The organism is Massilia sp. LC238 (assembly GCF_000735635.1).
Taxonomy (GTDB): Bacteria; Pseudomonadota; Gammaproteobacteria; order Burkholderiales; family Burkholderiaceae_D; genus Telluria; species Telluria varians.
Genome location: NZ_JNNN01000030.1, coordinates 172,351 through 187,045, shown reverse-complemented (window position 1 = coordinate 187,045; position 14,695 = coordinate 172,351). Strand labels below are relative to the sequence as shown.

Here is a 14,695-nt window from a genome sequence, read left to right as displayed (position 1 = left end):
CTCCAGAACCGGGGTTTTTCCATGGGGCTGTCGCTCTCTACGGTTCACCGGAGACGGTTCGAGCCAATACAGGCTGGCCGGACTTCACGATGGCCTGGAAGTGCTGCATGAGTTCCTCCGCCACGTTGTCCCAGGTGTTCTCCAGTGCATAGCTTCGCAGCCGCGCCGGGTCCCATGTTTTCTCCAGGGCGAGACTGATAGCGTCAGCGAACGGCCTAGCCTCCCTGGTTTCCACCAGGATTCCCAAGTCCGGCCCGGTAATAATCTCCGGGACGCCCCAGGTACGATGCGCGACCACTGGCGTGGAGCAAGCCATTGCCTCAAGAATGACGTTGGGCCAGCCTTCCTTCTCGCTGGCGAGGCAGAAAACGTCGGCGGCGGAGTACCAGGCATGCAAGTCGGTGTTCAGCACCGCCCCGGCCCACACGACCTCGCCGGCTATCCCGAGTTCGGTTGCCAAGGCGCGAAGCCTGCTCTCGCAGTCGCCTTCCTCACCCCCTTTCCCCACGATGATCAGGCGTAGATCGGTGTGGGACTCGGCCCGCAGCAGGGCCAGGGATCGCAGCAGGATATCGACCCCTTTGCGTGGAACCAGATGGGAAACCGACAGCATATAGCGCTTGGTATGGTCCAAACCGAGCGCGCCGCGCGCCTCCTCCTTCGCGGTCGGGCGAAAGCGCGCCGCGTCCACGCCGTTGGTGGAGGCATAGCCCTTTTCCAAAGGCGCGCCTAGGCGCACGGCGCCGTCCACCAAAGCCCGGGCGACGCCGAAATAGCGCGCACTATTACGGAGGGCAAACAGCACCTGGCGAATCCGCACCGGAAACCGTGGAAGATCGTTGACATCGTGGCCGCGCAAGGTGACGACATAGGGCTTGCCAAGAACGCGGGACAACAAGGCGCCTGCAAACCCTTCCGGAAAGGCTAAATGGCAATCGAGTATATCGATTTTCCCTTTGAGGCCATGCGACCTGACGAAGCTCCAGAGCGCAAAAGCGAGGAATATTCCGTCGAGAGGCTTAAGTACCGCCGGGATGGAAAAGAACTTCGGAAAATAGGTCGGATACGCGTTTGCGCTTGTCTGTGACGGAATCCGGCTCCTGTTGGCATAACGCGGGAAGTACTGCTCGCCAGGGAACCAGGGTATGGGGGAGACCACAATCAGGTCGAGCTTTCTGGACAGCGCGTCCAGTCGTTGTTTCACGAACTGGGCATGCACCGGCATACGCGGATTGGGAAACATCGTGGAGATACAGAGAACACGCACACGGTCGGTCATAGACCCTCCATGACGTCGGACAGGAAGCGTTTGGCCTTCGCATCCCAGCTCTCACCCTGGAGGAAGTTATCGAGGCCAACGTGCACGTGCTTGCGCTTCGCGGAAGCACGCGATGCGATCGTCGTAAGGGCCGATGCCACCGTCCTGGGGAAGGCTTCCGAGTCAGCCAGGGTCAGGTATTCGGCGAGCCTGACCACCTCGGGAAGGGGCGATGCGATGACGGGTTTGCCCGTGGCAAGGTATTCCTTGAGCTTGAGAGGATTGATGCTGCGGGCGGAGTCATCGACCACATAAGGAAGGATGCAGAGGTCGAAGTGACAAACGTGCCCAGGCAAGTCGGAATAAGCTACTGGGCCCAGGAAGCGGAGATTGGGCACATCGCGGAATTCGTCCGGATCCCGGTCCACGACGGGGCCGATGACGACGAAGCTCGCCTGCGGTGACAGAAGGGCTGCGGCCTTGAGCGCCTCGCCGTCGACGCGCCGGTCGAAGAGGCCGAACATCCCGACGATAGGGTGGGGCAGGGCGGCAAGGGGACTGGCGGGGTCGGGAGTAGCCCGAGAGAAATGCGGCAGGTCCACGCCATGGGTAAGCAAGGCGGAGGCGCTCACGAACGCCGAACGTGATTCGAGAATGGAAGTCGAGGTGGCGATCATGAGATCGCAGGCACCCAGTGTTTCCTGCTCCAGGCGATGCATGGCTCGGCCGTTGATGCCGTGCCACTCAGTGAAATCGTCCACACAGTAATAGACCTTGCGCCGGAAGGTTTGATCGCGAAAGAGGCCGGATACCGTGGGCGTTGTACTCACCAGGATTGGATGTTTGTCGGGAGCTACATGCCGGAGGGTCTTGCGCACCGCGCGCGCAAGGAGGCGGTGATTGAGTGCCGAGAACGTGGGGCCCTGGAAAGAGGGCCACATGACCGGACTGAGAATATAGGGCAAAACGGCTTCCTCGCCAGGAGGCGCAGAAAGTGCGTTCATGGAGCGCCTTGCTGGATCTACCCCGGACCTTGCATTGAATCTGGCTTTAAGTCGAACCCACGAGCGGAGTACCTGTACGGATCTCTCGAAGTCATACAGGTTAATGCGAGGCGTTCGCAGTCCAATCGTATTTACCAAAATGACTTGGGCCTTGGGCATAATCCTGCGGAATAAATGTTGGCAGCTTGACGGGTGTCGGCCCCAATCGTCTGCAAACACCACAAACACGTATCGGGAAAGTTGATTTTCAAAGTCTGGCATTCCGGCCATTATTTCTCGCAGTGCGGCTTGGTAGAGAAGGGAATAACCAACAGGGAAGGGTTATGCGAATATCATAGTGTTATATCGAGCACAACAAAGCCTTCGTCATTCATCAGAAGTGACTATCAGATCATAGCATCCTGAGCTGGACTGAATAGCCAGGAATATTTTTGCGATCAGTTTGTTTTCCATCTTTGCTCAGCACGCATTCGCAAACCGGACGCCACTTTGTGGATCTCATCCGTCAATGGATGACCCGTCATCCGCAGCGAGAGATACCACAGACAGGCCAGCGGCAGGGCTGAGACGAGGAGAACGAAAATGGGAGCAAGCGACGCTGGCAGGGCCATTTTCAGCAAAGCTGCCCCGATCAGACAGATAATCGCCACAGCAGTACTAGGCCATAAAGCAGCCAGTACGGCAGTGAAGCCGCAATGAAAATAGATGCGCTGCTGGACAATCAACACTGGCGTCGCGACCAGGGTTGCGGCACAGATCACCCAGGAGAAGCTCCAAATACTGCCGTCAAACAGGGCAAATGCAAAGGCAATGCGCGAAAGAAGGGTGATTGCGGAAGGAAGCGCTGCCAGATATGGTTTGCCTATCGCGGCCATGGCGGCGGGATAGTAATTGAACATGGTTCCCACGGCGCAGGCGACAAGCAATCCATCCATTGCCGGTATTGAAGGCAGCCATTTCTCGCCATACAGCACGAGGATGATCTCCGTAGAGAAAACATACGTCAATGCCAGTGCTGTCCACGCAATACCGGTTAATAGTGCGGTTGCCTTGTTGACTAACGCACCAACGGGTTCGCCGCGATGGTGAGCTTGGGAAATGTAAGACACTGACCCGTAGTTTGCCGTGCTGCCGGCGATATGGAAAAAGATTGTAACGGTCGAGTTGGCGCGACTGAAAAGACCGACCTGGGTGGCATTTCCGAGTTTTCCCAGCAGGATATCGGGAATCGAATTATTGACCGCCCCCAGGCAATTCGTGAGCAGGGAGCTCATCCCAAAGTGCACGACATCGCGCCAATGGCGCAGGGATGGCAGCCACGGAAGATATTTGGGTCTGAAGGGAATAAGAGCAAGACAGCAGGCGATGATATTCGCAAGATAGGCCCAGGCCATGCTCATCGTGCCAAAACCCATGATGGCAAGGCTGATGCAGGTAAGCGATGACGCCACCGTGCTGACCGCGCTTACCCACGCCTGTTTGCCGGCGGCGAATTCCCTGGTGAGTAGCGCACTGCTAATGGATGCAAAGGGGAGAAGCGCAAAGCCAATTGCCAGCACCTTCATCACTGGCGTCATCTGGGGTTCGTTGAACCACCTGCCGAACCAGTCACCGCCGCTATACATGGCCGCAGCAATCAACCATGAGCTTGTAAAAAACACTCCCTTAGCAGCACGCAATTTTTCTTGCGTCAGTTCCTGTTCCCTCTGAAGATAGCTCGCCACGCCAAAATCCTGGAAGATGTGAGCGATATTGACGAACACGATCGTCATGGAATACACGCCAATTTCAGCGGGGCTCAGCAGACGTGCCAGGAATAAGTTGACGGCGAAATTCACCATCGTGCCGCCGCTTGAGGCAAAGAAATTAATGAAGAGGGAACGCCGAATGTCAGCCATAGGGGAGCCAAACTTTTCCAATGCTCAATAGTTCATTATGCCCGGTGTTGAGTGGATGGAAAGAATCTCGAACTACCGACCCATGCGTGAGGCGAGAGTTGCCTCCAGGACGGCTTTCGTCCCACAAGGACAGCAATTCGTCCCACAACAGTTTTCCGACCAAGGCTTCCGTGTTCAACTAATGCCGAGCAAGCAATTCCAACACACTCGATCAGTGAGCGAATCATGAAAACAAGCCTCGTCATTACCGCCCTCCTGCTGGCCGCAAACGGCGCGCTGGCGCAGGACGCAATCAACTGCGGTTCCTGCGCCGAGTGGAACCAGCCCGCCAAGCCCTTCAACATCCACGGCAACACGTACTACGTCGGCACTGCCGGCCTGTCCGCCCTCCTGGTCACCAGCCCGCAAGGCCACGTGCTGCTCGACGGCGCACTGCCCCAATCCGCTCCGCTGATCCAGAAGAACATCGAGTCCCTCGGCTTCAAGATGAAGGACGTCAAGCTGATCCTGAACTCGCACGCCCACTTCGACCACGCCGGCGGCATCGCCGCGCTGCAGAAGGCCAGCGGCGCCACGGTCGCCCACAGCCCGCACGGCGCCCAGGTACTGCGCGACGGCACGCCCGGGACCGACGACCCGCAGTACGACCCGAAAGAACGCGCCTACATTCCGAAGATCGCGCAGGTAAAGGAAGTCGCGGACGGCGAAACCCTCTCGGTAGGCCCGCTGCGTTTCACCGTCCACTACACGCCCGGCCACACGCCCGGCGGCACCACCTGGAGCTGGCAGTCCTGCGAGCAGGGCAAGTGCCTGGACATGGTCTACGCCGACAGCCTGACCGCGGTGTCCACCGATGGCTTCTACTACACCGGCGGCGCCGGCTACCCGGACCGCTCGGCCAGTTTCCGCCAGACGATCGACAAGGTCGCCAAGCTGAAGTGCGACATCGTGATCGCTGCCCATCCAGGCTTCAGCGATGCTTTCGACAAGGCCAAGCGCAAGACTGCGGACACGAACCCCTTCATCGATCCGGAAGGCTGCCGCAAGCTGGCCGCCGGCGCCGCCAAGAGCTTCGAGGCGCGCCTGCAGCGCGAGCGCATCGAAAAGGCCAAGGCCACCAAGGGCTGAGGACAAGGCTCTGGTTTGCTGCCATACTGTCGGCCTTCACTCGCGAGCTCCGACAGCATGGCCATCGTTACCGAACTCCTCATCTACCCGATCAAGTCCTGCGCCGGCATCCAGGTAGAGGAGGCGCAGTTCCTCGTCTCGGGCCTGGTCGCGCAGGGCGTGCACGACCGCGAGTGGATGCTGGTCACCCGCGAGGGCCAGTTCTTGACCCAGCGCGAATACCCGCGCATGGCGCTCCTCACCCCGCGTATCGACGGCGATGCCGTCGAGGTGACTGCACCCGGCATGCCGCCGCTGCGCCTGCCGCTGGCGCACGACCCCGCGGCAGCGAAAATCACCGTCCAGATCTGGGACCACAGCGTGGAAGCCGCCGACTGCGGCGATGCCGCCGCCGGCTGGTTCGCCGATGCCATCCAGGGGCCTTGCCGCCTGGTGCGCTTCCGCCCGGACGTGCAGCGTCCCACCAGCACCAAGTGGACCGGCGGCGTGCCCGCCGAAACCCGCTTCGCCGACGGCTATCCGATCCTGGTCATCGGCCAGGCCTCGCTCGACGACCTCAACGCCAGGTTGCAAGCTGCCGGCCGCACGCCGCTGCCGATGAACCGCTTCCGCCCCAACCTGGTGGTCGACGGCATCGAGGCCTTCGAGGAGGACTACGTGGAATCCTTCGCGCTTGATGCCCTGACGATCCGCCCGGTGAAACCCTGCGCACGCTGCCCGATCCCGGCGATCGACCAGGCCACCGGCATTCCCGGCCCCGACCCGCTCGACATCCTGCAAAGCTACCGCGCCAACCCGCGCATGGAAGGCGCGGTCTGCATGGGCATGAATTGCATCGTCACGAGAGGCGAGGACGCGTCCTTACGCGTCGGCCAGCAGCTCGATACCACCATCGCGTTCTGAACCCGCGCGGCCGCCCGCATGCGGAAAGCATAGGTGTTGCAGTGTCGTTAAATCGCCCACCCGGGCGATTTTTCGTTTCCAAGGCAAGAAAGATGGCGTAATGTTACGGTTATTGCTGAAAGGAATTTTCAATGCACGAGCCGGATGCGCAGACGCGAGAACTGATGCTGGAGAACGAGACCCTGCGTTCCCGCATGGCGTACCTGCTCGAGCAGGCCGAGCGCAACCACTCGATCATGACCCGGCACCAGGCTTTCGACCTGCAGATCGTGGGGGCGAGCTCGTTCCAGGAACTGGTGTCGACCATCTTCGGCACGCTGCCGATTATCTCCGAACTCGATACCGTGACGCTGTCGCTGGTCGATCCGGACGCCGACATCTACACCGTCATGCACAAGCTGGGCGTGGACTACGAACAGCTGCCCAACCTGCTGTTCTGCGAGCATGCCGATGAACTCGGGTTCAGGGCGGCGGAAGGGCGCCGCCCGCGTCCTGTGCTGGGGCCGTATGCGCCTTCGCGCCATGGCGCCATGTTCCCGCAGCCGCCGACCAACCTGCAGAGCGTGGCCCTGGTGCCGCTGCTGCGCAATACGCGGCTGATCGGCAGCCTGAACCTGGGCAGCGCGGACCCGAACCGCTTCACGGCGTCCCTCGGCACCGACTTCATCGAGCACATGGGCTCGATCGTCGCGATCTGCCTCGAGAACGTCATCAGCAACGAGATGCTGAAGTTTATCGGGCTGACCGATTCTCTCACCGGCGTCTACAACCGCCGCTACATCGACCGCCGCCTGGTGGAAGAGATCGCGCGGGCGCGCCGCCAGGGCTACCGCATCTCCTGCATGTACATCGACATCGATTACTTCAAGCAGGTCAACGACAGTGTGGGGCACCAGGGCGGCGACGAGGTGCTGCGCGAAGTGGCCAACCGCATCAAGGCCGAACTGCGCATCTCGGACGCGCTGGCGCGTTTCGGCGGCGAGGAGTTCGTGGTGCTGCTGATCGACGCGGACCTGGAAAGCGCCAGCATGGTGGCGCAGCGCATCCGCGCCAGCGTGGCCCTGAATCCGGTGCACCTGAGCACGGGCGAGGAGGTGCCGGTGACGGTGTCGATCGGCGTGGCCTCGCTGGATGATTTCGAGCGCGATCATGCGATCGAGGGTGTGGCGCAGGATCTGGTGGCGCAGGCGGATACGGCCTTGTATCAGGCGAAGGCCAACGGGCGCAATCGCGTGGTGTCGTTGTCGTAACCGATTACGTTTTTCGTAGGGTGGGCGGGTTCCCCGCCCACGCGGCGATAGTTAAATGCGAGATCATCGAGCACGACAACGGAGTCGGTAACAATCACCGCGTGGGCGGGAGACCCGCCCACCCTACAGTAAGCGGCTCTCGGCACGGCTGACTGCCTCTCCTTCACCCCGCAGCACCAGCACATCCCCCGCCAGCAGGGTCGTCTCCGGATCGAAGTGCAAACTCTGCCCGTTCCTGCGCAGCGTCGTCACCTCCGCCCCCACTTCCTCCAGCGCCAGCTCGCGCAGATGCTGCCCGATCGCCGCCGCGCCGCTGTGCAGGGTCACCGAATGCAGGCGCACGTAGCTGTGCTCCAGGTCGTCCGAGACGTCGCTCGCGCCGTGGAAGTAGCCGCGCAGCGAGGCGTAGCGTTCGTCGCGCGCCGCCTGCACCCGGTGCACCACGCGGCGCAGCGGCACGCCCATGGTCACCAGCGCGTGCGAGGCCAGCATCAGTGAGCTCTCCAGTGCTTCCGGCACCACCTCGGTGGCGCCGGCGCGCTTGAGCACGTCGAGGTCGCTGTCGTCGTGGCTGCGCACGATCACCGCCAGATTCGGGGCCAGCTCGTGCACCAGGTGCAGCACCTTCAGCGCCAGTCTCGTATCGGCGAAGGTGATCACCAGCGCGCTGGCGCGGTTGATGCCGGCCGCGATCAGGCTTTCGCGGCGCGCCGCGTCGCCGTAGGAGACGTTGGCGCCGGCGCGTTGGGCTTCCTGCACGCGCTCCGGGTCCAGGTCGAGGGCGTACCAGGGCAGCTTTTCTTCGCTCAGCAGGGTCGCCAGGCTCTGGCCGCTGCGCCCGAAGCCGGCGATGATCACGTGCTTCTGGGTCTTCATGGTGCGGCTGGCGATCTGGGTCAGCTGCAGCGACTGCATCATCCATTCGTTGGCCGCCAGCTTCATGACGATGCGGTCCATGTTGTCGATGATGAAGGGCGCGAGCAGCATCGACAGCACCATCGAGGCCAGCACCAGCTGGATCAGGAAGGGATCGACCAGCTTCGAGCCCATCGCCAGGTTGAGCAGCACGAAGCCGAACTCGCCCGCCTGCGCCAGCGCCAGGCCGGTGCGCATCGCCACGCCGTCGCTCGAGCCGAAGGCCTTGGCCAAGGCAGCGATGATGGCGAACTTGAGCAGCACCGGGAAGATCACCAGCGCCAGCACTACCCACCAGTGCTGCAGCACCAGCTGCAGGTTGAGCAGCATGCCCACCGTGATGAAGAACAGCCCGAGCAGCACGTCGCGGAAGGGTTTGATGTCTTCTTCTACCTGGTGCTTGTACTGGGTCTCGGAGATCAGCATGCCGGCGACGAAGGCGCCCAGCGCCAGCGACAGGCCGGCCTGCTCGGTGACCCAGGCCAGGCCGAGCGTCACCAGGAGCAGGTTGAGCATGAACAGCTCCTGTGAACGGCGCTTGGCGACGATGGTGAACCAGTTGCGCATCAGCTTCTGGCCGAAGATCAGCAGCAGGGCCAGCACGAAGGCGGCCTTGAGCGCCGCCCAGCCGAGCGTGATCGCCAGTTCCTCGGCCGGGCGTGCCAGCGAGGGAATCATGATCAGGAGCGGCACCACCGCCAGGTCCTGGAACAGCAGGATGCCGATGATGCGACGGCCGTGCTCGCTTTCCAGTTCGAGCCGTTCGGTGAGCATCTTGACCACGATCGCGGTCGAAGACATGGCGAGCGCTCCGCCCAGCGCGAAGGCGGCCTGCCAGCTGACGTGCAGTGCGGGTACCCACCAGGAAATGAACAAACCGAAAGCCATGGCGGCCACGATTGTCAATACGACTTGAGCCAGACCCAAGCCGAACACGATACGGCGCATCGACTTGAGCTGGGCAAGCGAAAATTCGAGCCCGATGGAAAACATCAGGAAGACGACGCCGAATTCTGCCAGCGCATGGGTGGCGGGACTGTCTTCGGCAAGGGCCAGCGCATGGGGGCCGATCAATACGCCGACCGCCAGATAGCCGAGCATCGGCGGCAGGTGCAGCATCCGGAAGGCGACCACGCCCAGCACGGCGCAGCCCAGCAGGAGCAGGGTCAGTTCAAGTCCGGAATGCATCTGCCACGGTTGTTTTTTCGTTATCGTTGTAGTGGTTTGTTACGACTGGCAAGTTTTTTGCTTATCCAATTCGGATATACTGCCACTATGAGTTTAACCGATGAAAAAATAATGCTGAAAAGTTTTGACGCGGACCAGGCCCGCCGTGTGCTGGAGCTGGGCCGCGAGACCCTCGCCATCGAAGCCGACGCGATCCGCGCCCTGCATGCGCGCCTCGGCGACGACGACAGTTTCGTGCGTGCCGTGCAGCTGCTGTACGGCTGCACCGGGCGCGTGGTCGTCTCCGGCATGGGCAAGTCCGGCCACATCGGCCGCAAGATTGCCGCCACCCTGGCCTCGACCGGCACCCCGGCCATGTTCGTGCACCCGGGCGAAGCCGCCCACGGCGACCTGGGCATGGTGACCACGCACGACGTGTTCATCGCCATTTCGAATTCCGGCGAATCGTCCGAGCTGCTCGAGATCCTGCCGGCCATCAAGCGCATGGGCACCCCCGTCATCTCGATGACCGGCAAGCCGCATTCGCGCCTGGCCAAGCTGTCCGAGATCCACCTGGACATCTCGGTGGCCAAGGAAGCCTGCACCCTCAACCTGGCGCCAACCACCAGCACCACCGTCACCCTGGCCATGGGCGACGCGCTGGCCGTGGCGCTGCTCGACGCGCGGGGTTTTCGCGAGGAAGACTTCGCCATGTCGCACCCGGGCGGCGCCCTGGGCCGCCGCCTGCTGACCCACGTGCGCGACGTGATGCGCAGCGGCGACGCCATCCCGGCGGTGTCCCCGGACACCCCGCTGACGCGCGCGTTGCTGGAAATCAGCCAGAAGGGCATGGGCATGACCGCCGTCGTCGACGAAGAGCGCCGCCCGGTCGGCGTGTTCACCGACGGCGACCTGCGCCGCCTGATCGAGCGCGTGACCGATTTTTCGAACATCAGCATCCGCGACGTGATGCACGCCAACCCGCGCCGCGTCCATCCGGAACAGCTGGCGGTGGATGCCGTCGCCGTCATGGAAGAATTCCGCATCAACCAGATGCTGGTCGTCGATGGTGAAGACCGCCTGGTCGGCGCACTGCACATCCACGACCTGACCCGCGCCAAGGTGATCTGATGACGCCAACCGAATTCATGCAGCGCGCGGCGCGCGTCAAAGTGATGATCTTCGACGTCGACGGCGTGCTCACCGACGGCAGCCTCACCTACAGCCCGGACGGCGAAGTCACCAAGACCTTCAACGTGCTCGACGGCCTCGGCATCCAGCTGCTGAACAAGACCGGCGTCAAGACCGCCATCATCAGCGCGCGCAAGTCGCCGATCGTTGTCAAGCGCGCCGCCGACCTCGGCATCTCCCACGTCTACCAGGGCATCCACGACAAGCGCGTCGGCTTCGCCGAGCTGCTTGCCGCCACCGGCGTCACGCCGGAGGAATGCGGCTACATCGGCGACGACGTGATCGACCTGCCGCTGTTCACCCGCGTCGGCTTCGCCGTCACCGTGCCCTCGGGCCACCCGGAAGTGCAGCACCGCGCCCACTACGTCACGAAGAATGCGGGCGGGCGCGGCGCCGTGCGCGAGGTCTGCGACCTCGTCATGCGCGCGCAGGGCACCTACGAACAGGCGCTGGCGCCGTATTTCGCGTAACACGGCGATATCGGACACGGGACACGACATGGTCACCTACAAGCGCACCGCCCACCGCTGGAAGCTCCTGACGATCATGATGATCGCGACCTTCTGCGCCTTCGGCAGCTTCTGGCTGGTGCAGGTGATGGAGCAGGAGGACGCCGGCGCCCGCCTCGGCGGGCCGGGGGACGAGCCGGACTACATCGTCGAGAACTTCTCCTTCGTGCGCATGACGGAAGAGGGCAAGCCGAGCTACGTGGTGTCGGGCAAGCGCCTGGCGCATACGCCGCTGAACGACGTGTCCCAGGTCGAGGCGCCGGTGATGCAGGGCATGACGCCCGGCCGGCCGCGCATGACCATCGTCGCCAACCGCGCCCAGCTCTACCATGAAGAGCACCGCGTCGAACTGCTCGGCAACGTCGACATCCAGCGCCCGGCCACGCCGACCAGCGAAGCGCTGCGCGTGCAGACGCAGGCGCTGACCGTGCTGCCCGACGAAGAAATCCTCAAGACCGACCGGCCGATCGAGATGCAGCTGGGGGCCGCCACCGTGACCGGCACCGGCATGGTGGCCAACAACGCGACCCAGAAGCTGCACCTGGCCAGCCGCGGCCAGATCGTCTATCCGCCACGCGCGCAGCGGCAGTAGCGCCGCGTCAACCCAGGACAAAGCAAGAACATGAAAAAAATCATCGCTGCCGTATTCCTCAGCCTGGCCGCCTTCGGCGCCTCGGCCGAGCGTGCCGATTCGCTCAAGCAGGCCGTGATCAACTTCGATTCCCTCGACGTCGACGAGGTCACGCAGACCCGCATCCTGACCGGCAACGTCGTGCTCACGCGCGGCACCCTGGTGCTGAAATCCGACCGCGCCCTGGTGAAGGAAACGCCGGAGGGCTACATGAGCGTGACCCTGACCGCCAACAACGGCAAGCTGGCGACTTTCCGCCAGAAACGCGACGGCGGTCCCGACCTGTGGGTCGAAGGCCAGGCCCAGCGCATCGAATACGACGAGCGCGCCGAACTGGTCAAGCTGTTCACCAGCGCCGAAGTGCGCGAGCTGGAGGGCGGCCGCATGACCAACGAGATCAAGGGTCCCTTCATCTCCTACGACAACCGCCGCGAGGTCGCGCAGGTGCGCAACGATCCTACCGGCCAGAGCAAGGTGGGCGGCGGCCGCGGCACCCTGATCATCGCGCCGCGCCGTACCACGGCGCCAGCCGAAGGTGCGAAGCAATGACGGCAGCCATGAGCGCAAGTACCGACGCAGCGGCGACCGCGGTCGAAGGCTGCAGCACCCTGATCGTCAAGGGCCTGCAGAAGAGCTACGGCAAGCGCCTGGTGGTGCGCGACGTGTCGCTGCAGGTCGAGTGCGGCGAAGTGGTGGGTCTGCTCGGCCCCAACGGCGCCGGCAAGACCACCTCCTTCTACATGATCGTCGGCCTGGTGCCCTCGGACGCCGGCACCATCGACATCAACGGCACCGACATCTCGAGCCTGCCGATCCACCGCCGTGCGGTGCTGGGCCTGTCCTACCTGCCGCAGGAAGCCTCGGTGTTCCGCAAGCTGACGGTGGAGGAGAACATCCGCGCCGTGCTGGAGCTGCAGCGCGTGGACGGCAAGCCGCTCACCCGCGACCAGATCAGCGAGCGCCTCGACACCCTGCTGGCCGAACTGCAGATCGAGAAGCTGCGCGAGAACCCGGCGCTGTCGCTGTCGGGCGGCGAACGGCGCCGCGTCGAGATCGCGCGCGCGCTCGCGACCAACCCGCGCTTCGTGCTGCTCGACGAACCCTTCGCCGGCGTCGACCCGATCGCGGTGATCGAGATCCAGCGCATCGTGCGCTTCCTGAAGGAGCGCAACATCGGCGTCCTGATCACCGACCACAACGTGCGCGAGACGCTCGGCATCTGCGACCGCGCCTACATCATCAACCAGGGGGCGGTGCTGGCCTCGGGCCGCCCTGACGACATCATCGCCAACGAATCCGTGCGGCGCGTGTACCTCGGCGAGCACTTCAGGATGTAATCAAGAGCACCAGGCATGAAACAGTCTCTCCAGCTACGCACTTCGCAGCACCTGGCGCTCACGCCGCAGCTGCAGCAGTCGATCCGCCTGCTGCAGCTCTCCACGCTCGAACTGCACCAGGAGATCGAGCAGATCCTGCACGACAACCCGCTGCTCGAACGGCTCGACGATCCGCTCGACCGCTCGGTGCGGCTGCTGGCGGACGGCGCGATCAATACCGCGCCGGCGAATGGCGAAGCGCCGGCGCCCCAGCCGGGGCAGGAAGGGCAGGAGGGCGCGAAGGCCGAGCCCGAGGGCGCGGACGGCGAAGACCATGGGGAGCGTGGCGATGCCGATGCGGATTGGGGCGGCGAAGGCGGCGGCGCGCGCAGCGGCGACGACGAGGACGGCCGTCCGCAGCTGGAAGCCGACGGCATCACGCTGCGCGAGCACCTGACGGAACAGATCCGCCTGAGCTGCTGCAGCCTGCGCGACCGCGCGCTGGCCGAGCTGGTGATCGATGCGCTCGACGACAACGGCTACCTGGAAGAGCCGCTCGACGACATCCATGCGCGCCTGCCGGCAGAACTCGAGATCGAGATGGACGAGCTGCGCTGCGCGCTGGCGCTGGTGCAGAGCCTGGACCCGGTGGGCGTGGGCGCGCGCAGCGCGGCCGAATGCCTGGCCCTGCAGATCCGCCGCATGCCGGGCGTGCCCCTGGTGACGCGGCGCCTCGCCTTGAAGATCGTCGAAGGCTACCTGACCTGGTTCGCGCAGCGCGAATACACCAAGCTGAAAAAGGCGCTCGACTGCGACGACGAAGACCTGCGCGAAGTGCAGGCCGTGGTCCGCCAATGCAATCCACATCCCGGCGCGGCCTTCGGCTCGGGCACGTCCGACTACGTGGTGCCGGACGTGATCGTGCGCCGCGCCAAGGACGGCTGGGCCGTCTCGCTGAACCCGGAAGTGATGCCGAAGCTGCGCGTGAACAGCCTGTACGCGAACCTGCTCAAGCAGGGCAAAAGCGAAAGCCAGATGGGCGCGCAGCTGCAGGAAGCCAAGTGGCTCATCAAGAACATGCGCCAGCGCTTCGACACGATCCTGCGTGTTGCCGAGGCAATCGTCGAGCGCCAGCGCAACTTTTTCAGCCACGGCGCGGTTGCCATGCGCCCTCTTGTTTTGCGTGAGATAGCTGATACACTAGGCCTACACGAGAGCACGATCTCGCGTGTAACCACGCAGAAATACATGCTGACCCCGCACGGCATGTTCGAGCTGAAGTACTTCTTCGGAAGCCACGTCGCCACCGAAGCGGGGGGAGAAGCCTCCTCGACGGCGATCCGCGCGCTTATTGCGCAATTGACAGGAGCAGAAGACCCTAGGAATCCTCTATCCGACAGCAAGATCGCGGAGATGCTCGGGGAACAAGGTATGGTCATTGCGCGCCGGACGGTTGCCAAATACCGCGAAGCGCTCAAGATTCCTCCCGTCAGCCTCCGTAAATCCCTGTAAAGCACTGCCCACT

At 63.3% G+C, this 14,695-nt stretch carries 13 protein-coding genes; 9 read left to right on the top strand and 4 right to left on the bottom strand.

Translation table 11 applies throughout. From position 1 onward, the window contains the following. Nucleotides 1-37 precede the first annotated feature (37 nt). The 3 genes from FG94_RS25885 to FG94_RS06790 form a co-directional block, all read right to left on the bottom strand. The gene (locus FG94_RS25885) at nucleotides 38-1,279 is read right to left on the bottom strand and encodes a glycosyltransferase (protein ID WP_051996299.1); all 1,242 of its coding nucleotides are present in this window, start codon (nucleotides 1,277-1,279) and stop codon (nucleotides 38-40) included. Then, nucleotides 1,276-2,262 carry a glycosyltransferase gene (locus tag FG94_RS06795; RefSeq protein WP_161783947.1) on the bottom strand — a complete coding sequence of 329 codons (987 nt, stop codon included), beginning with the start codon at nucleotides 2,260-2,262 and terminating at the stop codon, nucleotides 1,276-1,278. Before FG94_RS06795 ends, FG94_RS25885 begins: the two co-directional genes overlap by 4 nt. A gap of 437 nt (nucleotides 2,263-2,699) precedes the next feature. Then, nucleotides 2,700-4,160, bottom strand: coding sequence for an oligosaccharide flippase family protein (locus FG94_RS06790; protein WP_036208810.1), 1,461 nt, complete (start codon nucleotides 4,158-4,160; stop codon nucleotides 2,700-2,702). A 225-nt stretch (nucleotides 4,161-4,385) separates the two neighbouring features. Between FG94_RS06790 and bla the strand changes: the two genes are divergently transcribed. The 3 genes from bla to FG94_RS06775 all read left to right on the top strand — a co-directional run bounded on the left by bla (nucleotide 4,386) and on the right by FG94_RS06775 (nucleotide 7,441). Continuing rightward, nucleotides 4,386-5,288 carry a subclass B3 metallo-beta-lactamase gene (bla, locus tag FG94_RS06785; protein WP_036208807.1) on the top strand — a complete coding sequence of 301 codons (903 nt, stop codon included), beginning with the start codon at nucleotides 4,386-4,388 and terminating at the stop codon, nucleotides 5,286-5,288. Between the two features lie 57 nt (nucleotides 5,289-5,345). Further along, entirely contained in the window at nucleotides 5,346-6,191 is an 846-nt protein-coding gene (locus FG94_RS06780; RefSeq protein ID WP_036208803.1) for an MOSC domain-containing protein, read from the top strand. Nucleotides 6,192-6,322: 131 nt separating this feature from the next. Further along, nucleotides 6,323-7,441, top strand: coding sequence for a diguanylate cyclase (locus FG94_RS06775; RefSeq protein WP_036208800.1), 1,119 nt, complete (start codon nucleotides 6,323-6,325; stop codon nucleotides 7,439-7,441). A gap of 123 nt (nucleotides 7,442-7,564) precedes the next feature. On the opposite strand, the gene FG94_RS06770 is transcribed toward FG94_RS06775, so the two are convergent. Further along, nucleotides 7,565-9,544, bottom strand: a complete 1,980-nt coding sequence (locus tag FG94_RS06770; protein WP_036208797.1) for a monovalent cation:proton antiporter family protein — start codon at nucleotides 9,542-9,544, stop codon at nucleotides 7,565-7,567. An 87-nt stretch (nucleotides 9,545-9,631) separates the two neighbouring features. Here FG94_RS06770 and FG94_RS06765 point away from each other — a divergent pair, with 87 nt between their 5' ends. From FG94_RS06765 to FG94_RS06740, 6 genes are read left to right on the top strand one after another with little or no spacing between them, the layout of a single operon-like run. Continuing rightward, complete coding sequence (locus FG94_RS06765) at nucleotides 9,632-10,654, top strand: SIS domain-containing protein (RefSeq protein WP_036208794.1); 1,023 nt, start codon at nucleotides 9,632-9,634, stop codon at nucleotides 10,652-10,654. Continuing rightward, nucleotides 10,654-11,184, top strand: a complete 531-nt coding sequence (locus FG94_RS06760; protein WP_036208791.1) for an HAD family hydrolase — start codon at nucleotides 10,654-10,656, stop codon at nucleotides 11,182-11,184. The genes FG94_RS06765 and FG94_RS06760 overlap by 1 nt, the downstream gene beginning before the upstream one ends. A gap of 28 nt (nucleotides 11,185-11,212) precedes the next feature. Then, nucleotides 11,213-11,815, top strand: coding sequence for an LPS export ABC transporter periplasmic protein LptC (gene lptC / locus FG94_RS06755; RefSeq protein ID WP_036208789.1), 603 nt, complete (start codon nucleotides 11,213-11,215; stop codon nucleotides 11,813-11,815). A gap of 30 nt (nucleotides 11,816-11,845) precedes the next feature. Continuing rightward, nucleotides 11,846-12,403, top strand: a complete 558-nt coding sequence (gene lptA, locus FG94_RS06750) for a lipopolysaccharide transport periplasmic protein LptA (RefSeq protein ID WP_036208787.1) — start codon at nucleotides 11,846-11,848, stop codon at nucleotides 12,401-12,403. 8 nt (nucleotides 12,404-12,411) lie between these two features. Next, the gene (gene lptB / locus FG94_RS06745; protein ID WP_051996298.1) at nucleotides 12,412-13,191 is read left to right on the top strand and encodes an LPS export ABC transporter ATP-binding protein; all 780 of its coding nucleotides are present in this window, start codon (nucleotides 12,412-12,414) and stop codon (nucleotides 13,189-13,191) included. Nucleotides 13,192-13,206: 15 nt separating this feature from the next. Next, nucleotides 13,207-14,682, top strand: a complete 1,476-nt coding sequence (locus FG94_RS06740) for an RNA polymerase factor sigma-54 (protein WP_036208785.1) — start codon at nucleotides 13,207-13,209, stop codon at nucleotides 14,680-14,682. Nucleotides 14,683-14,695: the final 13 nt, after the last annotated feature.